This is a genomic window from Metapseudomonas otitidis (genome assembly GCF_900111835.1).
In the GTDB taxonomy this organism is placed as follows: Bacteria; Pseudomonadota; Gammaproteobacteria; order Pseudomonadales; family Pseudomonadaceae; genus Metapseudomonas; species Metapseudomonas otitidis.
In genome coordinates this window covers 1-19,030 of record NZ_FOJP01000008.1, presented here as the reverse complement: position 1 = coordinate 19,030, position 19,030 = coordinate 1, and the positions used below count along the sequence as shown (strand labels likewise).

The 19,030-nt window shown below is 62.6% G+C and carries 26 protein-coding genes and 3 pseudogenes; 7 read left to right on the top strand and 22 right to left on the bottom strand.

The window, feature by feature from the left end:
• Positions 1–44: 44 nt before the first annotated feature.
• The 11 genes and pseudogenes from BM198_RS11370 to BM198_RS11320 all read right to left on the bottom strand — a co-directional run bounded on the left by BM198_RS11370 (position 45) and on the right by BM198_RS11320 (position 8,559).
• Complete coding sequence (locus BM198_RS11370) at positions 45–785, bottom strand: SIR2 family NAD-dependent protein deacylase (RefSeq protein WP_074970020.1); 741 nt, start codon at positions 783–785, stop codon at positions 45–47.
• A gap of 59 nt (positions 786–844) precedes the next feature.
• Positions 845–1,165, bottom strand: a complete 321-nt coding sequence (locus BM198_RS11365) for a hypothetical protein (protein WP_044412554.1) — start codon at positions 1,163–1,165, stop codon at positions 845–847.
• Between the two features lie 3 nt (positions 1,166–1,168).
• Positions 1,169–1,828 carry an O-methyltransferase gene (locus tag BM198_RS11360; RefSeq protein WP_074970018.1) on the bottom strand — a complete coding sequence of 220 codons (660 nt, stop codon included), beginning with the start codon at positions 1,826–1,828 and terminating at the stop codon, positions 1,169–1,171.
• A gap of 21 nt (positions 1,829–1,849) precedes the next feature.
• Positions 1,850–2,380: a C40 family peptidase gene (locus tag BM198_RS11355; RefSeq protein ID WP_044412560.1), complete on the bottom strand. Its 531-nt coding sequence runs from the start codon at positions 2,378–2,380 to the stop codon at positions 1,850–1,852.
• Between the two features lie 164 nt (positions 2,381–2,544).
• A complete protein-coding gene (locus BM198_RS11350) occupies positions 2,545–3,138 on the bottom strand; it encodes a C40 family peptidase (protein ID WP_044412563.1) in 594 nt (197 codons plus the stop codon).
• A gap of 67 nt (positions 3,139–3,205) precedes the next feature.
• The gene (locus tag BM198_RS11345) at positions 3,206–3,979 is read right to left on the bottom strand and encodes an NAD-dependent deacylase (RefSeq protein WP_044412566.1); all 774 of its coding nucleotides are present in this window, start codon (positions 3,977–3,979) and stop codon (positions 3,206–3,208) included.
• A gap of 30 nt (positions 3,980–4,009) precedes the next feature.
• Entirely contained in the window at positions 4,010–4,681 is a 672-nt protein-coding gene (locus BM198_RS11340; protein WP_074970016.1) for a DNA-3-methyladenine glycosylase I, read from the bottom strand.
• Between the two features lie 12 nt (positions 4,682–4,693).
• A pseudogene (gene ttcA / locus BM198_RS11335) lies at positions 4,694–5,395 on the bottom strand (tRNA 2-thiocytidine(32) synthetase TtcA); the annotation flags it as partial.
• Between the two features lie 166 nt (positions 5,396–5,561).
• Positions 5,562–6,449: a tRNA 2-thiocytidine(32) synthetase TtcA gene (ttcA, locus tag BM198_RS11330; protein WP_371320280.1), complete on the bottom strand. Its 888-nt coding sequence runs from the start codon at positions 6,447–6,449 to the stop codon at positions 5,562–5,564.
• A gap of 430 nt (positions 6,450–6,879) precedes the next feature.
• Positions 6,880–7,338, bottom strand: a pseudogene (locus BM198_RS30770) (VOC family protein).
• Positions 7,339–7,716: 378 nt separating this feature from the next.
• The gene (locus tag BM198_RS11320) at positions 7,717–8,559 is read right to left on the bottom strand and encodes a helix-turn-helix transcriptional regulator (RefSeq protein ID WP_023444849.1); all 843 of its coding nucleotides are present in this window, start codon (positions 8,557–8,559) and stop codon (positions 7,717–7,719) included.
• 117 nt (positions 8,560–8,676) lie between these two features.
• Here BM198_RS11320 and BM198_RS11315 point away from each other — a divergent pair, with 117 nt between their 5' ends.
• The 4 genes and pseudogenes from BM198_RS11315 to BM198_RS30295 all read left to right on the top strand — a co-directional run bounded on the left by BM198_RS11315 (position 8,677) and on the right by BM198_RS30295 (position 10,418).
• Entirely contained in the window at positions 8,677–9,210 is a 534-nt protein-coding gene (locus BM198_RS11315) for a carboxymuconolactone decarboxylase family protein (protein WP_020309197.1), read from the top strand.
• A 27-nt stretch (positions 9,211–9,237) separates the two neighbouring features.
• Positions 9,238–9,786 carry a cytochrome P460 family protein gene (locus tag BM198_RS11310; protein ID WP_003465000.1) on the top strand — a complete coding sequence of 183 codons (549 nt, stop codon included), beginning with the start codon at positions 9,238–9,240 and terminating at the stop codon, positions 9,784–9,786.
• 28 nt (positions 9,787–9,814) lie between these two features.
• Positions 9,815–10,135 (top strand): annotated as a pseudogene (locus BM198_RS30460) (uracil-DNA glycosylase family protein); the annotation flags it as partial.
• A 61-nt stretch (positions 10,136–10,196) separates the two neighbouring features.
• A complete protein-coding gene (locus BM198_RS30295; RefSeq protein ID WP_043244964.1) occupies positions 10,197–10,418 on the top strand; it encodes a uracil-DNA glycosylase family protein in 222 nt (73 codons plus the stop codon).
• A 6-nt stretch (positions 10,419–10,424) separates the two neighbouring features.
• Here the strand turns inward: BM198_RS30295 and BM198_RS11295 are convergent, their stop codons facing one another.
• The 8 genes from BM198_RS11295 to merR all read right to left on the bottom strand — a co-directional run bounded on the left by BM198_RS11295 (position 10,425) and on the right by merR (position 14,271).
• Positions 10,425–10,982: a recombinase family protein gene (locus tag BM198_RS11295; RefSeq protein ID WP_003100847.1), complete on the bottom strand. Its 558-nt coding sequence runs from the start codon at positions 10,980–10,982 to the stop codon at positions 10,425–10,427.
• The gene (locus tag BM198_RS11290; protein ID WP_003100853.1) at positions 10,976–11,347 is read right to left on the bottom strand and encodes a hypothetical protein; all 372 of its coding nucleotides are present in this window, start codon (positions 11,345–11,347) and stop codon (positions 10,976–10,978) included. Before BM198_RS11290 ends, BM198_RS11295 begins: the two co-directional genes overlap by 7 nt.
• Positions 11,344–11,844, bottom strand: coding sequence for a hypothetical protein (locus BM198_RS11285; RefSeq protein WP_003100856.1), 501 nt, complete (start codon positions 11,842–11,844; stop codon positions 11,344–11,346). Before BM198_RS11285 ends, BM198_RS11290 begins: the two co-directional genes overlap by 4 nt.
• Positions 11,841–12,167 (bottom strand): hypothetical protein, encoded by a 327-nt coding sequence (locus BM198_RS11280; RefSeq protein ID WP_003100858.1) that lies wholly within the window; start codon positions 12,165–12,167, stop codon positions 11,841–11,843. The genes BM198_RS11285 and BM198_RS11280 overlap by 4 nt, the downstream gene beginning before the upstream one ends.
• 254 nt (positions 12,168–12,421) lie before the next feature.
• A complete protein-coding gene (locus BM198_RS11275; protein ID WP_003465043.1) occupies positions 12,422–12,778 on the bottom strand; it encodes a cupin domain-containing protein in 357 nt (118 codons plus the stop codon).
• A 236-nt stretch (positions 12,779–13,014) separates the two neighbouring features.
• Positions 13,015–13,401: a HepT-like ribonuclease domain-containing protein gene (locus BM198_RS11270; RefSeq protein ID WP_003100872.1), complete on the bottom strand. Its 387-nt coding sequence runs from the start codon at positions 13,399–13,401 to the stop codon at positions 13,015–13,017.
• Positions 13,398–13,664, bottom strand: a complete 267-nt coding sequence (locus BM198_RS11265; protein ID WP_016487057.1) for a nucleotidyltransferase family protein — start codon at positions 13,662–13,664, stop codon at positions 13,398–13,400. Before BM198_RS11265 ends, BM198_RS11270 begins: the two co-directional genes overlap by 4 nt.
• 208 nt (positions 13,665–13,872) lie before the next feature.
• On the bottom strand, positions 13,873–14,271 hold the full coding sequence (gene merR, locus BM198_RS11260; RefSeq protein ID WP_010466370.1) for an Hg(II)-responsive transcriptional regulator: 399 nt from the start codon (positions 14,269–14,271) through the stop codon (positions 13,873–13,875).
• Positions 14,272–14,345: 74 nt separating this feature from the next.
• Between merR and BM198_RS11255 the strand changes: the two genes are divergently transcribed.
• The 3 genes from BM198_RS11255 to BM198_RS30455 are packed head-to-tail and all read left to right on the top strand — an operon-like array spanning position 14,346 to position 15,204.
• Positions 14,346–14,696, top strand: coding sequence for a mercuric transporter MerT family protein (locus tag BM198_RS11255; protein WP_003089115.1), 351 nt, complete (start codon positions 14,346–14,348; stop codon positions 14,694–14,696).
• Positions 14,697–14,708: 12 nt separating this feature from the next.
• Positions 14,709–14,984: a mercury resistance system periplasmic binding protein MerP gene (gene merP / locus BM198_RS11250; protein ID WP_003150552.1), complete on the top strand. Its 276-nt coding sequence runs from the start codon at positions 14,709–14,711 to the stop codon at positions 14,982–14,984.
• A gap of 7 nt (positions 14,985–14,991) precedes the next feature.
• A complete protein-coding gene (locus BM198_RS30455) occupies positions 14,992–15,204 on the top strand; it encodes a GDCCVxC domain-containing (seleno)protein (RefSeq protein WP_003089113.1) in 213 nt (70 codons plus the stop codon).
• Between the two features lie 12 nt (positions 15,205–15,216).
• Here the strand turns inward: BM198_RS30455 and BM198_RS11240 are convergent, their stop codons facing one another.
• From BM198_RS11240 to BM198_RS11230, 3 genes are read right to left on the bottom strand one after another with little or no spacing between them, the layout of a single operon-like run.
• Complete coding sequence (locus tag BM198_RS11240; RefSeq protein WP_003299771.1) at positions 15,217–18,210, bottom strand: Tn3 family transposase; 2,994 nt, start codon at positions 18,208–18,210, stop codon at positions 15,217–15,219.
• A gap of 3 nt (positions 18,211–18,213) precedes the next feature.
• Positions 18,214–18,624 carry a putative toxin-antitoxin system toxin component, PIN family gene (locus tag BM198_RS11235; RefSeq protein WP_003463562.1) on the bottom strand — a complete coding sequence of 137 codons (411 nt, stop codon included), beginning with the start codon at positions 18,622–18,624 and terminating at the stop codon, positions 18,214–18,216.
• Positions 18,624–18,863, bottom strand: coding sequence for a ribbon-helix-helix domain-containing protein (locus BM198_RS11230; protein ID WP_003089107.1), 240 nt, complete (start codon positions 18,861–18,863; stop codon positions 18,624–18,626). Before BM198_RS11230 ends, BM198_RS11235 begins: the two co-directional genes overlap by 1 nt.
• Between the last annotated feature and the right edge of the window lie 167 nt (positions 18,864–19,030).

The following is a 19,030-nucleotide window of genomic DNA, read 5'->3' as shown; positions in this document are numbered from 1 at the left end:
CCCTCTCGCGCCGCTGTGGCATGGCCGCAGCGGCGCATCCCTCCCTACTCCAGCTGATCGAGGCTCGCCAGCAGGGCCGGCAGCACCTCGCCCGCCGGACCGTGCAGGCACAGGTCGGCGTGGGCGCTGAGGGGCGTCGGCTGAGGGTTGATCTCCACCAGGTAGGCACCCTGGTGCCGGGCCAGGTAGGGCAGCTCCGCCGCCGGGTAGACCAGGCTGGAGGTGCCAATGCTGAGGAACAGGTCGGCCGCCTCGCTGGCCTGCACCGCCTTGGCCAGCACGGGCGCCGGCAGGTTCTCGCCGAACCACACCACCGAGGGGCGCAACAGCCCGCCGCACGCGCAATGCGGCACCGGCCCCGCCTCCTCAGGCCATTCGCCGCCCTTGGCCCCGCAGCGGAAGCAGTGCAGCTGGTGGATGTTGCCGTGCAACTCCAGCAACTCCGTGCTGCCGGCCCTCGCATGCAGGCCATCGACGTTCTGGGTGATCAGCTCGGTTCCCGGCAGGCGCTGCTGCAGGGCGGCGATGGCCCGGTGCGCGGGGTTGGGCTGCGCCTCCAGGCAGCGCTGTCGGCGCCAGGCGTACCAGTCCCAGACCAGCTGCGGGTCCGCCCGGAACCCGTCGGGGCTGGCCAGTTGCTCGGGGTTGTAGCGTGCCCAGAGGCCGGTCTGAGCCTCACGGAAGGTGGGGATCCCGCTCTCCGCAGACACCCCGGCCCCGGTGAAGATCACCAGGCGCTGGCTGCGGGCAAGGCGTTGGGTCAGTTCGGCGGGGATCGGCGGCATTCCGGGCACCTCGGTCAAAAGCGCCATTGTGCCCGCTTCGGTCAGGCCGAAAAACGGCGTCAGTGACGCGGCGAGAACCCCGGCGGCTTGGTGGCCAGCCAGTCGACGAAGGTGCGCAGGTCCGCGTGGGCCATCAGCGCCTCGCGGGTGTTGTAGGTGAGCGCCAGCTCCTTCTCGGTGAACAGCCGGTGGATCTGGTTGTGGCAGGGCCGGCAGACCCAGAGGGTCGCGGTGATGCGCTCGCTGCGGTCGAAGCGCTTGCGCACGTAGGGCTTGTCGTGGAGCGCCTTGGGGATGAGGTGGTGGCGGGTCAGCAGCGTGGCGCGCCCGCAGAGCTCACAGGCTTCGGGTTGGGGTGGCAGGCGGATGACGTCGGCCATGGCTCAGCGCTTGCGGCACAGGGTCAGGCCATCACCCAGGGGCAGCAGGCTGACCTCCACCCGCGGGTCCGTCTTCAAGGCACGGTTGAGCGCCTGGATGCCACGGGTGTCGTCGCTGTCGGGCTCGGCCTGCAGCACACGGCCGCTCCACAGCACGTTGTCGAACAACACCAGCCCGCCGCGACGCACCAGGCGCAAGGCATGCTCCAGGTAGCGCGGGTAGTTGGCCTTGTCGGCATCGATGAAGACGAGGTCGAACGCCTCACCCCCTTCCCGCTCAAGCGCCTCCAGGCAGGCCAGGGCTTCGCCTGTGCGCAGCTGGATGCGCGCCTCGACGCCGGCTTCGTGCCAGTAGCGCCGGGCAATGGCGTGGTAATCCCCCGCCCGGTCCAGGCAGACCACCCGGCCGTCCTCGGGCAGCGCCTCAGCCATCACCAGGGCGCTGTAGCCGGTGTAGGTGCCGACCTCGAGAATTCGCCGCACGCCCATGAGGCGCACCAGCAATGCCATGAACTGCCCCTGCTCCGGGGCGATCTGCCAGTTGGCCGTCGGCAGGGCAGCCGTTTCGGCACGCAGGCGCTCCAGCAGGGGCGACTCGCGCAGGCTGACATCGAGGAGGTAACGGTGGAGGGCGTCGTCGAGGGCCAGGGTTCGGTTGGTCATGGCGGGACCGCAGGTAAGCCGTCAGGGAGTGCGGGCCAGCCTCGGCTCCGCCAGCACGCGCTTGGCATTCAGGTAGCTCTTCTGCCAGTAGCGGTTGGACAGGCTGTCCAGGCGCACCGTTCCGCCGCTCGACGGCGCATGGACGAAGCGCCCCTCGCCGACGTAGATGCCGGCATGGCTGACCTGGCTGCCGCCATTGGTGGCGAAGAACACCAGGTCACCGCTCTGCAATGCATCCTGCCCGACGTCGGGCGCCCGCATGGCGATCAGCTCGCGGGTCGAGCGCGGCAGCTGGATGCCAGCGGCGTCGCGGTACACGTAGCCGATCAGGCCGCTGCAATCGAACCCGCTGTCGGGGGTGTTGCCGCCGTAGCGGTAGGGCGTGCCCACCAGGCCCAGCGCACGGAACAGCACGTCCTCGGCCTCGGGCGAACTCTGGGCATTGCTGAAGACGGGCGGGGTGTAGACGGGCTCGGGAGTCGGGGCGTGGCCGGAACAGGCAGCGAGGGTGGCAGCCAGGGCGATGAGGGAAAAACGGAGGAAGGCGCGCATGGCAAGTCAGTCCCGACTTGAGGTTTGCACGCTAATGTGCTGATCCAGTTCGAATAATGCAAGCAAAAAGCCATCTTTCAGCGCGGCCCCAGCGACAACCGGCAACGGAAGCCACAAACGAAACGGCCCGGACAATGTCCGGGCCGTCAGGTGAAGCCGATCGATCAGCGGTGCAGCGGATGGGTCGGCTGCGGGGAAGCCTGGGCGAGTACGCGCTTGGCTTCCATGTAGCTGGCGCTCCAGTAGCGGTCATCCAGGCTGTCGACCCGCACACCGCCACTGCGGTGGCTGGAGGAGTGGATGAACTGGTCGTCGCCGATGTAGATACCGGCATGGCTGACGCGACCACGGCCACGGTTGTTGAAGAAGACGATGTCGCCGGGCTTCAGCTCATTGCGGGAAACCAGCGGGGCGTCGAGGTTGATCATTTCGCGCGTGGAGCGCGGCAGCTGGATGCCCGCCTCTTCCTTGAACAGGAAGCCGACGAAACCGCTGCAATCGAAACCGGTCTTCTCGGAACGGCCACCGAAGCGGTAGGGCGTGCCGATCAGTTCGAAGCCACGTTCCAGGAGGCCATCAGCCAGCGACGGCAGCTCGTAGGGCTTGTCGTCGGTGAAATCAGCCAGTTCCTGGTCGGTAGGTTCTTCGACCTGGGGTTCCTGGATGGCGACCGATTGCGGCTTGGGCGAAACACCGGCGCAGGCGGTCAACAAAATAGCGAATGCGAGGGGCACGAGGGGTGCGAAGCGCTTGAGCATGGGCACGACCGTGTCGAATTTTTAAATGAAGGCGCGACTATGCCCTCTATCGATCTGATTTGCAAATTTAATCGATCGAAATGTGACTCAGGAGTTCTTCCAGAACATCTAAGGCGCGACCCTTGAGATGAACATCGACGACGGGGGAGAGATCGGTGACGGCGGGATTGATCTCCGCCGTGAAGCCGCCCTGCTGGCGCGTGCGCAGGACGGGCTCGGAAATGTACGGGAAGCCAGCCGTGGTGCCCACTGCAAGCACCGCATCGAAGCCCTGGCGCAGTTGCGCGTAGAGAGTGTCGATGGCGTGTTCCGGCAACATTTCGCCGAACAGCACGACAGGGGGGCGGAGGATACCACCGCACCCGTCGCAACGGGGAGGCAATTCCCGTTCCAGGTACTGCGACACGTGGTCGCTCTCCCGGCCGCAGGACTGGCAGAACAGCGGCGCCATCTCCCCGTGGATCTCGATCAGCCGCTCCGCCGGCGAGCCCGCCTGGCGGTGATAGCCGTCGATGTTCTGGGTCAGCACCCAGCACTGGGGCTTGAGCGCCTGCAAGCGGGCGATGGCTCGGTGCCCTCCATTGGGGCGGGCAGCCAGGCAGGCGCGCCCCAGCAGGGCGAGGTACTTCCAGCACAACGCCGGGTCGCGCTGCAGCATCGGCCCGGAGATGGCCTCCTCGATCGGGATGCCCTCCTCCGTCACGCCGTTGTAGAGCCCGCCCAGCCCGCGGTAGGTCGGCAGGCCGGAGTCCGCCGAAAGGCCAGCCCCCGTGATCACCAGGATGCGCTCAGCCCGCGACAGGGCCTCGGCGACGCGGCGGATTCGGCTGCTCAGGTCCATCGGCTGCACTCCCTGGCCTTGCGGCCTCGATCAATGGTTGACGGTATGCGCCAGCATCACCGAAAGCTGGCACAGCGGTCGGCCGCTTTCCTCGTGCCAGCGGTTGAACGCGGCCTGCACCAGGGCCAGGTCTTTCTGGCTGGTGGGCGCCTTGTCGATCACGCCCTGGGCCTTCAGCGCCGCCATCATGTCGTCGGTGGGGATGAAGGTGTCCTTGCCGGCCATCCGCAGGAAGCGCGGCGCCGACAGCCCGCCCAACTGGTTGCCGTGCTTGGCCAGGTACTTCCACAGGCCGACCACATCGGTCACCGGCCAGTCGGCGATCAGCGCCCCGAAGCTGCCCTTCTCCCGCACCACGTCCAGCACGAACTGGGCGTTGCGCGGCACGCTCTTGAGCTTGCCCAGGTGGCGGATCAGCCGGGTGTCCTGCATCAGCCGCTCCAGGTGCTCGGCGCTCATCAGCACCACCTTCTGCGGGTCGAAGCCGAAGAACACCTCTTCGAAGGCCGGCCACTTGGCATCCACCAGGCTGTGCTTGAGCCCGGCACGGAACACCCGCAGCGCCAGCAGCGACAGGTAGCGGTCATCGGGGATCGAGCGCAGCTCCCCGTCGGAGCGGGGCTGCGGCAGGCGCGCCTCCAGCGCCTCGGCGGAACCGAAGCGGTTCAGGCAGTACTCGTGCAGCCAACGATAGTCACGCATGCAGGCGCTCCGTCAGAGGTTCACCAGGTCGAGGGTACGGGGCGTGGCGGTCTCGTCGATGCGCAGGTTGACGAAGTCGAACAGGTTGCGGTCCGCCAGCTGCGACGGCACCACGTTCTGCAGGGCGCGGAACATGATCTCGGTGCGCCCCGGCGACTTGCGCTCCCACTCGTTGAGCATCTCCTTCACCACCTGGCGCTGCAGGTTCTCCTGGGAGCCGCACAGGTTGCACGGGATGATCGGGAACTCCTTCAGGCGCGAGTAGGCCTCGATGTCCGCCTCGTTGCAGTACGCCAGCGGACGGATCACCACGTTGCGCCCGTCGTCGGCCAGCAGCTTCGGCGGCATCGCCTTCAGGGTGCCGCCGTAGAACATGTTGAGGAAGAAGGTCTCCAGGATGTCGTCGCGGTGGTGCCCCAGCGCCATCTTGGTCGCCCCGATCTCGTCGGCGTACGTATAAAGAGTGCCCCGGCGCAGGCGCGAGCACAGCGAGCAGGTGGTCTTGCCCTCCGGGATCTTCTCCTTCACCACCGAGTAGGTGTCCTTCTCGATGATGTGGTACGGCACGCCGATGGATTCCAGATACTGCGGCAGCACGTGCTCGGGGAAGCCCGGCTGTTTCTGGTCCATGTTCACGGCGACGATCTCGAACTTGATCGGCGCGACCTTCTGCAGGTACAGCAGCACGTCCAGCATGGTGTAGCTGTCCTTCCCTTATAGGCTAAGAAACAAAATTTTACAGCACCACCATAAACGTAACCTATTGATTTTAAATAAATTAAATAGCATTCAGGCTTTACAGAAAAAGGCAAAAATGTAAATTTGGCGTCTTCCTGAGCTCTAAAAACCCTCATACCTCCCGAAAAACCACCTTCAACCTTTACAAAATCCGAACGACATCAATCCGGCCTTCAACACTGGATGATGAAACCTCGGCTGCTTCGAATTCGTAGGGCGGCCGGACATCCGATCTATCAATGGATAGATCTATAAAATCGAAGAGACTGCGATCAGCTAACTGGGAAGGACTTACGTTTTGTAAGCTGTGAAAGATGTTTTCTACGCAGCCAGGATTTACCGAATCCCACTCCGCAATCATCGACTTGATTTTTTTCCTCTGCAAATTCTCTTGCGATCCGCAGAGATTACACGGAATGATTGGATATGCGCTATCGGCAGCGACCTTTGCTATATCTTTCTCGCGACAGTAGGCGAGTGGCCGGATGACTATATTCCTCTTGTCATCGCTAAGAAGCTTAGGAGGCATCCCTTTCAATTGCGCTTGGAAAAACATGTTCAGAAACAAAGTTTCAACCATGTCATCCATATGATGACCGAGTGCCAATTTAGTAGCCCCAATTTCCTCAGCAAAACTATAAAGCGTGCCCCTTCTGAGTCTAGAGCAAAGAGAACAAGTAGTCTTACCTTCTGGGATCTTACTCTTGACAACGGAATAAGTATCCTTGTCGATTATATAATAATCAATCCCTTTAGCCTCGAAAAACTCAGGCAATATATGCTCCGGAAAGCCAGGTTGCTTCTGATCAAGATTAACCGCCACAACACTGAATTTTATTTGCGCAACTCTCTGCAAGTGCAGCAAAGCGTCAAGCATAACGAATGAATCTTTGCCACCACTTACGCAGGCCATAACTTTGTCGCCATCTTCGATCATTGCATAATCTACAACAGCCTTGCCCACATTGCCGCGCAGCTTTTTACGACGAAGTTCCGCAGCTTTATTAATCTGAGATACCTGTTCGCCCATCATCATATACACTAGCTTCCAATTAAATATTTACAAGCCCAGTTTACTATAAAAACCTCGCCCACCTTGCAACATCCCGCACCACTTGCGAAGAATTGAGATAGTTAGACACTACCAAAATCGGACGCATAAACAATTCGAAGCAAAGCACAACATTGAGGCCACGTATTTAATATACGACATACACTCTTAAGTAAATCTATAAGTCAGTATCATCTGCCGAGTTTGAAGCCAGCTATATCATAACAAGATTATGCCTGCGTTTTATAGAAGCTCCTGACCAACGATTGCATTTAGCTTGACCGAGTCGCAACAGAGGAGGATCACAGCACGGAACTCTGCGAGTCACGCGGAGAGGCCGCAGCAGCCTCAGAATCACATGTGGTGTGAGGCAGGCTCAGTCATTGGGGCTGGATTCAGACGCTGGAGATTAAGCCTTCAGCGCAGCCTCGATCGCGGCAAAGTCGATCTTCGTCCTGCCATCAATGGCCTCGAACGAACGCGTTGCTGCCGCTCGATCAGGGCTGGGTATTGCAGCCGTCAGGATATGTAGGGAGATCTACCACGAAACACCCACTCGTCCCTGTGCCAGCCATACGCGCTCACCTGGCCACATTGTTAATGATCGCGCTCACAAGTGGTCCGTCTCAGCCTGATCATCGGTCGCGACCTGGAACGAAAGAGGCTCTTTGTACTGGAACACCGGGTCGTCGTTCAGGCCAAGGCAGGACATGCGCTACCCTGATCTCGACCGCGAACACATCGCCCTGCTTGCCGGCTGGATGGTCGCCGGGAGCGTGGTGGACGGCCACCACCACGCAGTCCGAAAAGTCTCTGCATAGAAAGAAGAAGTCTCCCCTTTGATTACAACAAAACGGCAGTAGCTGATTGGCGGTGACGATTCGAAGCTTCCACTCATCTAGCTCTCAGTGGTCCACGATGGTTCGGCTGTTGCCAGTCACGACTGGCCGGATTCAATCCATAGCTGCCGGTGGCCACGGGCCGAAACCGGCCAATAGCCGACAATGACGACACTGGAAATCCCCGCCTGTGAGCGTCGGCTCAGGGCGGGACAGCGTCATCCAGCTACCTGCGCCACTGACTCAGCCTTGTCCAGCCGGCCGCGCCGCACGAACAGACTGACCAGCCGTTGACGGATCGCCACCTGGAGTTCCGCCAGTTGTTCCGGCGTGATGCGAATTTCACCCGCTCGACGAGCGCAACACCGGCGCCGCCTACGCCAAGAACCGGCGAATCGAACTCAAACTCACGAACCGCTGAGCGCCGCGTCACCGCGCTGCTGCGCCAGCCAGTCGCGCGGGGCGCAGCCCATGCGCACGCGGAAGGCGCGCGCCAGAGCGTTCGGGCTGCCGTAGCCGACGCGGTCGGCCACCACCGCCACCGGCCGCCCCTGCTTGAGCAGGGTGCAACTGACGTTCATCCGCCAGTCGGCCAGATAGTCGCCCGGCGTGACGCCCACCGCGTCCTTGAACGCGGCGGCGAAGCGCGCGCGTGACATGCCCGCCTTCGCCGCCAGCGCCTCGAGCGACCACGCGGTCTGCGGCGCATCGTGCATGGCGGTTATGGCGCGCGCGAGTTTCGGGTCGGCCAGGCCCGCCAGCAGTCCGGTGGCGCCAAGCCGCCCATCCATCAGATAACGCAGCAACTGGATCAGTAGCAACTCGCACAAGCGGTCGATGGCGGCCTGCCGACCGCACTGGTCGCGCTCGGCTTCGGCAAACAGCAACTCTAGCGTCGGCCCGAGGCCGGGCAAGTCCGCCAACGGAATCAGCAGCATCGACGGCAAGGCCATGGCCAACGGATTGCCCGTCGAAGCGCCCAGGTCGACCTCCGCACACAACAGCTCAGCGGTATCGCCGGGGGCGGCGACAAAACGATGCGACGCCACGCGCGGATAAAACAGCAGGCTCGGCTCGGTAACCAGCAGATCTTCATGCACGGGCGAACGCGCCGTAATCGGGCCGCGCCGCACCAGATGGATATAGCCATGCGGCGCCGCGTAATGATGCTGCCCACAGAAGGCGCCGCTGTGAAAAACGCGCGCCGAAAGCGAGTAGTGCCGGAGCAAGCCGGCCAGTCGATCCGCCATTCCACTCTCCATATAAGACGATAGGTTACGTATTTGATACTTTACGTGCCATATCGTACCAAACAAAGGGCGATCATGCCCACGTGCTCTTGCACCTCACCCACTACGGAGATAGACATGACCCAAATCGCCCCCCTGACCATCGACACCGCTGACGCCGCTACCGCTGCCACACTCAAGGCCGTCAAAGCCAAGCTTGGCATGGTGCCGAACCTGTTCGCCACGCTGGCCCACGCGCCGGCGGCGCTCAATGGCTACCTCGGCTTGTCCGAAACGCTGGGCACCGGCCGCCTGAATGCCTCCCAGCGCGAGATCGTTGCGCTCGCTGCCGGTCAAGCCAATCGCTGCCAGTATTGCCTGAGCGCACACACCCTGATCGGCAAAGGTGCCGGACTGTCGGCAGAGGCCATCGCCGCGGCCCGCACCGGCCAGGCGGCCAACGCACTTGACGATGCAATCGCCGGCTTTGCCCGCGCGCTGGTCGAGCAACGCGGCGTGGTGTCGGCCGACGCCATGGCCAACTACCGCCGCGCGGGGCTCGACGACGGCCTGATACTGGAAGTGATCGCCAACGTCGCGCTGAACACGCTCACCAACTACACCAACCACATCGCCGACACCACGGTGGATTTCCCCGTGGTCGCCGTCTGATCTCCATAGGCATATAAGGAGAACACGATGAAAATCGCACTCACCGGCGCTCTGCTCGCCAGCGCCCTCGTCCTGCCACTGGCCGTCACGGCCGGCGACTTTTCGCCCTATGTGGACAGCCAGGGCGGCATCAGCCGCCCCACAGACTTCCGCACAAACTTCGTCCACCTGGGCTCATATGCGGTGTTGGACGAAAAATCCGCCTCTCGCGGCTTGCACGATGTGTACACCGAAAAGGCCTCGGCCGAGCACTACCGCAAGACCGGCAAGTTCTTGGACGGCGCCACGCTGGTGAAAGAGATCCGCAAGCTCGAAACCAGCGCCATGACCACTGGCAACCCTGTGGTCTGGGGTTCCGATGCGGCCGTGTGGTTCGTGATGGTCAAGGACGCCAAAGGCCGTTTCGCCAGCAACCCCTTGTGGGGCGACGGCTGGGGCTGGGCGCTGTTCAAGGCCGACGCCCCCGCCAAGAATGTCGCCGTCAGCTACGAAGCCGACTGCATGGGCTGCCATGTGCCGGCGGCCAAGACCGACCGCGTATTCATCCAGGGCTATCCGACACTGACCCAGCACTGACTTGCTGCCGGGTTACGCTTCGCGCAGGATGGCACCTCCGTCCTGCGCGAGCCACCCTTTCCGGAAGCGCGCCATGCCGACACTCGACGCCTTTCTGACCGTCGTCCGCGCCTGCACGCGCTGCGCACCGCATCTGCCACACGGCGTGCAGCCGGTCTTCCAGTTTCACCCGAGTGCGCCCATCCTCATCGCCGGCCAAGCACCGGGGGCCCGGGTCCATGCCTCAGGCGTGCCCTTCGACGACGCCAGCGGCGCGCGTCTGCGCGCCTGGCTGGGCGTGGACCGCGACACCTTCTACGACCCTACCCGCATCGCCATTCTGCCCATGGGCTTCTGTTATCCGGGCACCGGCAAAAGCGGTGACCTGCCGCTACGCCCGGAGTGCGCCCCCCGCCTGGCGCGAAGCCTTCATGCAGCGTTTCGAGCGCCTGTCGCTGGTCATCGTGCTGGGCAGCTACGCCATGGACTACCACCTCGGTACTGGCAAGACGCCGCTCACCCGGGTGGTCGAAGCCTGGCGCGAGCACTGGCCGCAAGCGTTCCCCCTGCCTCACCCTAGCCCGCGCAACAATCGCTGGCTGGTGCGCAACCCCTGGTTCCAACAAGGGGTCGTCTCAGAAAACGGAAAATAAAGCACGCTAAGCGTGCGTGGAGGCTGGCACCCAGCGGTACAGCGTCGGAATGGACACGCCGAGGTTCTTGGCCACGTCCTTGGGCGGCACCCCGCTGGCCAGCAGCTTCTTGGCCGACTCGATCTTGCTGTCGGTCATCTTCGGCTTGCGGCCGCCTTTGCGGCCGAGCTGCTTGGCGACTTCCAGCCCGGCGCGGGTGCGCTCGACGGTCAGCTCGCGCTCCATTTCGGCAAGGCTCGCCATGACGTGGAAGAAGAACCGCCCGGATGGTGTGCCGGTGTCGATGGAGTCGGTGAGGCTCCTGAACTGGACACCGTGCTTGTGCAGATCGCCGACCAGATCGACCAGTTGCTTGACCGACCGGCCCAGCCGGTCGAGCTTCCAGACGACCAAAGTATCGCCTTCGCGCAGCATTTCGAGCGTCTTGGCCAAGCCAGGCCGGTCTGCCCGCGTGCCACTCACCTTGTCCTCGAAGACCTTTTTACATCCGGCCTTGCTCAAGGCTTCGCGTTGCAGCTCCAGGTTCTGATCCTGCGTCGAGACGCGCGCATAGCCAATCAACATGGCTTGTCTCGCGCCCGGTCGATGCGTTCCTGCATCGCCTGCATCACTTCTTCGTGGGTGTACGATCTGGCGTTGGCGTCGGTGGCTTGCCGCAGGGCTTCCTCAACCTCGCGCGTCATCCGCTCGTAATCCTCCGGCCACAGCGCTTGCTCCATGCGCAGCGACGCCTGACCCAGCAGGTGCAGCAGGCTGAACAGCCGCATGTCGTTGGTGGCGACGATGCGCTCCCGAATCTGCTCCTGAATAGCTTCGCTAGCCCGATGCGCTTGTGGTGTGGCAGTCCCCTCGTAGTCAGCGGGGAATTCCGCTTCCTCGGCAATCCTTGCCCAGGCGCTGGCCAGCGCCTCGATGGTTGACGTGCTCATTTCCGCCGCTCCTGTGCTCTTTGGCGAATCAACCGGCCAAGGGGCCTCGACGCGAAAACCAGCAGCATCACGCCTATCGGATACCAGGTCGAGAAGACCACCAAGGCATCGAAGGCTGGCCGTCCGGTGTTGGTAGGCAGTACGGCGGTCACAGCCATCAACCCGCCGACCGTCCAGATGATGCGCCACACGTAGGGCATCACGCGGGGCACGTAGCCGTCATCGAAAGCGGTCTGGTAGTAGCGGCGCAGGCCGCGCTCGGCAAGCGCCTGGCGCTGCCGCTCCGACAGCGCATCCGTCCGGCCATACCAGCGCCGGAATGGTGGACAGCGCAGCAGCAAAGGGGTGAAGAGGATCATCACCGCCACGATCGCGACACCCCACGCCATGACGGCGCCGGCATCGGGCCGCTTGGCGTTCTCGATCACGGGCGCGAAGACGCCCGGAGCACCGATCATCCAGAACAGCGCAATGTGCTGATGGAAGGAGAGCTTCATTTGCTCATCCACTTGCGCAGCAGGCGCTTTTTCAGGGAGGCGCGTTCTTGCGGGTTGCGTCCCTTGTGATTGGCGATGCGATCCGCCGTGGCGGCCTGGCGCTTGACGGGCCAGTAGGAGCGGCCATCCTTGCCCATCGACCAGACGCTGCTGGCCTGGTTTTCCAGCAGGGGCAGATGGGCGCTCAGGGCTTCGGGCGACGCGCTGGTCAGCGCCGTGCGCTCACGGGTGCGCCAGCGCTGATGCCAGAGCTTCTTGTCCTCGCGCTCGCTGCCGCAGGTCGTGTGCCCGACGATGGGTGTTTTGCGGCGGCTGCGGCTCATAACGTAGTGGTCTCCAAGAACATTCAGGACTGATCCCAGGCGTCGATGGTCAAGACCTGATCGGCAGGACAGGCGGCTACGCGGTCGGGAACTGGATGGTGTTCAGTCTCATGCCGACCCCATTCGATTGATCGCGTCGCTTGCGGCACGCTGCGACGCAAGGAGGTTTGCGACCTGGTTTAGCAGCCGTGTCCGCTGCATGTCTGTTACCTATCTCCCCGACCGCTCATTGGACCAACTCCAGAGATTGGGCTCTATCGCTCAGCCAATACGAAACCGGCATTGGCTGATGCCACAACCGAGACGAACACAAATGGCTCGGTACCTGTATTTCGCGCCCCGTGCACTTGGCCCGGTCTTGCCACGGCTATCTCACCTTCCCTGAGGGCACGAACAATCCCATTGCCCTGAAAGTAATCAGCCATTCCCGACAAAACAGTCCACGTGTCTTGGCCGTGAGGATGAATGTGAGCCGCAATTTCCTGCCCGGGATGGACATGCCAAACCACGATAATTGAGTCTCGGGTTTCAAGCACAACGGAACGAATAGGCTCGCCTTCGGACGGCTGAACATACTCGGCTACAGAAAATATTCTCGATTCAACAGTCATCGGAGATCCCTCTTTCACAGTGCCCCCAGACAGGCTGGATATGAGTTCTAACTCGAATTTGAACGGGAGGCTGGTCGTGCGGTCGTGCAGTTGCCGATGAGCGTGTCGGCTGCTGCCTCCTTGCCCACCAGCGAACTCTCGTCCGTTGCGGCCATCCAGAAGGTCTTGCCCGAGCGCGGCTCATAGGTCGCGGGATCGAACACGCCAGAGGGGCCGAACATCGGCGGCTTGATTGGTCATGGCTCCATGCCTTTGTCGTTACGGTCTTCATCGTCGGCATCCTGACGCACGGCGGGCAATTGCTGGAGCAACGCCGGCAGCCATTCCTGTACCGTCTCCCACACCACATCGAGGTTGATGTCGAAATAGCCGTGAGCCATGCGATTACGCATATTGCGCATGCTGCGCCACGGCACGTCGGCATGCGCCTGGGTGAACTCGACGTAGCCATCCATCACCTTTGTGGCCGCCTCGCCGATGACGATCAGGCTCATGATGACGGCCTGCTGGGTGCGCTTGTCGGCCAAGAAGTCGTCCTTGGCCATCCCTTCCACGAAGCTGCGCGCATCGGTTGCGGCCTGCTGAATGTGGTCGAGGTAATCGGGCAGGCGGTTCTCGCTCATATCGGTTGCGCCTCCGCGAGCACCTTGGCCCGGAACTTCGGCGGCAGGTCGCCGGGAGTCAGCAGATCGACGTCAACGCCGAGCAGCGATTTCAGTTCTTCTTCCAAATCGCCCAAGTCCAACAACGTGGCACCGGGCAGCGCATCGACCAACAGGTCGAGGTCGCTGCCATCCCGGTCGGTGCCATGCAGCACCGAGCCGAAGACGCGCGGGTTCGCGGCGCGAAAGCGGCCTACCGCTTCACGCACTGCGCTTCGCTTCATGTCAAGCACAACAGACGGTCGCATGGGCATCCTTTCTTATCGAAACTCGTTGAGATGATATGCAATCAAGAATAGAATTTCAAGAACTATTTTCGAGAATAGCAATGCCTTGATTCCGGGGTTTGGGGAGCAATGGAACCAAAAACCAACGTAAGCTCTGAATCCCACCGTAAAGGGGCTTTCCGATCTCCAGCTCACCCGCCAGGCATTACTCTCTGATCAGTGCCTCGATGATCGGGCAGATCGTTCCGCCGTCTCCCGCATAACATTGCTGCACCAGTTCGCCTAACAGTTGCTGCATGACGACCAAGTCGGCCATCTTCTGCTCGATCAACGCGAGCTTGCGTGCAGCCCGTGCTCGCGTTTCGGCACAGGCGCACGACTCATCCAGCGTCAGCAGTCCACCGACTTCCGAGAGCGTGAAACCCAGCGCCTGAGCCCGCTTGATGAAACGCAGTCGCTTCACCATGTCCACCGGATAGCGCCGATGGCCACCCAAGGGTTTGGCTGGTTCATCCAGCAGCCCGCGTCGCTGGTAGTAGCGGATCGTCTCGACGTTCACCCCGGCGGCGTCTGCCAGCTTGCCAATGGTCAGCTCTGTGGCCATCACTTTCTCCTTGATTCCGTACTTTGGTACGGAGTTTAGAATAGCACCTAGGCAATCAGGCTCAGGAGATGGGAATGGGGATGCAACTCACCGGGAAAGGCTCGCTGGTCGCGAGTTCGCTGACCGCCATCGGTGCGTCGGTGTGCTGTGTCGGGCCACTGGTGCTGTTGGCACTCGGTGTCGGCGGTACGTGGGTGGGCGCTCTGACCATGATGGAGCCACTACGCCCCCTCTTCATCGGGTTGACTCTACTGTTCCTGGGATTGGCATTCCGCAAGCTCTACCTGGTGCCACAGGTTTGTACGCCAGGTACACCCTGCGCCGATCCGCGCACGCTCGTGCGACAGCGACTCGTGTTCTGGATCGTCAGCGTGCTGCTGCTCGGCCTATTGGCCGTGCCGTGGCTCGCCCCGCTGTTCTACTGAAGGAGATTAACCATGCGCAAACTGCTGATCGCCGTGCTTTTCGCCTTGCCCTTCGTGGCGCTGGCGGCTCCCCCGAAAACCGTCACGCTCGACGTGCAGAACATGACGTGCGGACTCTGTCCGATCACGGTCAAGAAGTCGCTGGAGAAGGTGTCCGGCGTGAGTGACGTCCAGGTCAATTTCGACCAGAAGACGGCGACCGTCACCTACGATCCCGATAAGGCCCAGCCCGAGGCACTGACTGAGGCGACCGCGAACGCGGGATACCCCTCCACAGTGCAGAAGTGAGGTCACGATGAGCGCCATTGTCCTTGAGTCCGTGCTGACTTGCCCGCGCTGCGGCTTCGCCAAGCCGGAAACCATGCCCACGGACGCCTGCCAGTTCTATTACGAGTGCAGCAACTGCAAGGCGCTGCTGCGCCCCAACCCAGGGGATTGCTGCGTTTTCTGTTCGTTCGGCTCGGTGAAGTGCCCGCCGATCCAGCAGCAGCTTGGGTGTTGCTCATAGCGTTTAGGGGGATCACAGGTCGTCGTCTGGATTACGCAGTGGCCGCAGCTCGCCGCGCGCAACTTCTTCCGGTACCGCAAAGGAATACCGCCCGAGCATGTTGATGTGCTCGTAGATCAGCGGCGATAGCCGGGCCAAATCCTCTTCCAGCACTGGATAGCCGTGCTGCTTGAGCCGTTCCACGGCCGCCGTCATGTAGAGGGTGTTCCACAGCACGATGATGTTCACCACCAGGCCCAGAGCACCGAGCTGGTCTTCCTGGCCTTCGCGGTAGCGCTGGCGGAGCTCGCCGCGTTTGCCGTGGAACACGGCGCGGGCCAGGCTGTGCCGGCCTTCGCCTCGGTTCAACTGGGTCAGGGTGGCGCGGCGCTTGGACTCGTCGTCGATATAGGTCAACGTGTGCAGAGTCTTTTCGATCCGCCCGAATTCGGCCAGCGCCTGGGCCAGCCGGGTGGGTCTATCTCCCGTTTGCAGCGTGCGCATGATGCCAGTCGCCGGCACCCGGCCGAGTTTGAGCGAGCCGGCCAGGCGCAGCAGGTCGTCCCAGTGCTCGGCGATCAGGTCGAGTTTGACCGACTGGCGGGCCAGCCCGTTGAGCTTGCCGTAGTCCGCGTCCGGGCGCGTGCGCCAGAAGCGGGTACCGCCGACATCGGCCAGCCGCGGACTGAAGTGGTAGCCAAGTAGGCGGAAGAGCCCGAACACCACATCGCTGTAGGCCCCGGTGTCGGTCATGATTTGCGTCGGCTGCAACTCGGTCTGCTGTTCCAGCACGACCGCCAGCAACACCAGGCTGTCGCGCAGCGTGCCGGGCACGGTGATGGCGTTGAGGCCGGAGAATTGGTCGGAAATCAGGTTGTACCAGGTGACACCCCGGCCGGTGCCGAAATACTTCGGATTGGGGCCGGCATGCACGGTGCGCACCGGTACGACGAAGCGCATGCCATCGGCGGAGGCGACCTCGCCGCCACCCCAGACTTGGGCCAGTTCCAGTTGGCTTTGCGCTCCGACCAGGATGGCGTTAGCCGCTGACAGGGTGTCGTCGCGGATATAATTCTGGCTGACCCAGGACAGCCGGTCACGGCGCAGCGCCGGGTTGTCGGTGCGGATCAAGGGCTCCAGGCCGGTGTTGCAGGCCCCGCCCAACAGCACCGCGCAGAGGCTGGTGACCAGGTTGTCGGCGCGTGCATTGCGTTCGGAGACATGGGTGAAGGCCTCGGAAAAGCCAGTGCGGGCGGCGATTTCCAAGAGGATTTCCGGCAGATCGACACGCGGCATCAGGTCAGACACGGCCGCCCGCAGTTGCAGCAACGAGCAGGGCTCGTCCAGCTTGTCCAGCGCCCCGAGCGACAGTTCGGTCTTGCCCTCGGTGTTCTCGCTCAGTTGAATCGCCGGGTTGTCGGGCAGGCGCGCGGCTACTGCCAGCCAGGTTGCATCCAGCTCGACGGACAAGGCGTCCAGGGTGGTTTTGGCGTCGATGGTCAGGCCCAGTGACCGGCAGATGATCGGTCGCGCCGCCAGCCATTCGGCACCGTCGAGCAGGCCAAGGCGCGGGTCGGCATAGCGCCAACTGGGCGAGACGAAGACATCGCGGCGGCGCAGGGCCGTGCGCAGCGCATCGAGCGTGCAGAACACATAGGCACCCATGTCGAGGGAGCCATCTTCGCGGGTGATGTGCTTCTGCCAAGCCTTGGCCACGATCTCCTGCGGCGCGTCATCCTCTGGCTTCCGGCGCGGCAGGTTCAGTTGCAGCCACTCCAGACTAGCCGCCACGCCCTTGCCGGCCGGGCTGAAGCCGAAGCGGATGTGCTTGAGCAGGTCGGGCAGGAAGCGGCGCACGCTGCGGTAGCGCGCTTCCAATGCAAGAAAATAGACGTCATCTACCGGGCGGATCAGCGCGTTGACCTCTTCCAGGGCCTTTTCCAGGGTGGTCCTCGGCAGGTCGTTGAACAGCCGGGCGCGCACGTTGTCATCGCTGATCGAGCTGTCCAGCACGACCTTGCACGCGGCGGCGAGCGTCGCGGCCGACCGATCCAGGTCTTTCAGGCTGCGCATGCGGGCTTTCTTGTCGGCCTTCTCCGCGTTGCTGAACAGGTCGCGCAGCAAGGCCTCCAGGACTTCCAGTGCGTCGTCGTGCGCAGTCGCCTCCAGGCAGAGTGCGAAGGCCACCAGTGTCGCCATCCGCCGCGACGCCGGCAGCCGATTAATCGCGGTGACCTTGGCCGTGTTGGCGAAGCGGGCCAGGGCGGCGATACGGCTGGGAGGGATGTGCGCCGCCGCCGGCAAGGTGATGCCGATGCCGCGCACGTCATCGAGCCGGCGCAGTGCCCGAATCAACGCGGGGCCACTGACCATGACCGGGCCGGAGCGCAATTGATCCAGCCGGGAGCTGCGGTTGCCTTCGGCCACCGTCAGCAAGTCTTGCAGTTGCAATCGCTGTTCCTCAGTCACGCTGCGGCCCAGCGTAAACCAGAGGCGTTCTTCGACCCGACTGCGCAACTGGGCGATAAAGCGCTCTAGTTGAGACACACCAGGCAGGAGGACTTTCTGTGTGAACAGCCACGAGGTGGCTCGCTCAAACAGCACTCCCGGCCGGTCGGTGCCCGTCCAGCAGAGGGCATACAGCCAGCGGCTCAAGCGAAAGCCGATGCCCGGATCGGTGAAATGACGATAGCCAAAGCGGTTCTGAATATCGGTGGCATGTATCCAGCGGCGATGATCGCTATAGCGCTGGAGGCAGTCGGGGTCTGGAATCGCCAGTTGTCGGCAAAGCACCTGCAGGACTTCCACCGGCACGGCGGCGGGCTTGTCCGGCAGAACGCCAACGAAGCGGACGGTGGTCAGCAGAACGGCATAACCCAGACGGTTATGGTTACCCCGCAGCACCTGGATGGCTTCACGGTCTTCATCGCTCAGGTGGAAGTAACGTTCCAGCTCTTCACGGCTGGGCGAATCAACATAGCGGCCAAAACCGTCGCGTTGCTCTTGAGTCAGAAAACCGACCGGCATTGATCACAGCACCTCGACGCAGAACACGGCGGGCGTGACGATCCGCGTGCGTTCGATGTGCCCGCGTTGCAGCAGGCCGGCGCGGCGATCACCGGTTATCAGGTAGTCCGCATCGCCCGCCAAGGCCATGGCCAGCAAAAACGAGTCATCCGGATCATCGGCTTCGACCTCGATGGTCAGGCGCTCCAGTACCACAGCCCGTTGCAGGTTATTGATCATGGCGCCCACCTTGGCGGGCTGTAGGATGGCCTGAAGCTTGGGATAGCGGCTGGCTCGACGAATTTCATCGAGTTGCATCCGCGAGGTCACCACCTCGAAACGCGCCGCCCGCCAGGCACGGTAGATCGCATCGGGCGCGCCATGTGGCGAGATCAGGGCGCTGAACAGGATGTTGGTATCCAACACGACCCGCATCAGCGCTTACGTGCCCAGTCGAGCGCTTCGTCAACCGCGTTGGTCAATTCTGCCTCACTCAGATGGGCGTTAGCGGCCTTGGCCTGCTCAGCGCTCAGCTCCAGGATGTGTGCCCGTACCGCTTCTTCGATGAAGCGCGACAGGTCGCCCTTACGGCCGCCGCCCTGGCTGGCCAGAAACATCCGAAGCGACTGGTCGGTGTCGGCCGAGACGGCGACATTCCAGCGAATGGTATTCATAGCGTTCTCCGCTAATAGGTGTTTGTGTGTTTATACGCCAATCACAAAGGGCGATGCAATGGTTCGACAAAACGAACGTATATGTGACAGGTACGACATGCTGATAGGCTACATGCGGGTATCGAAGGCGGACGGCTCCCAGGCTACCGATTTGCAGCGCGACGCGC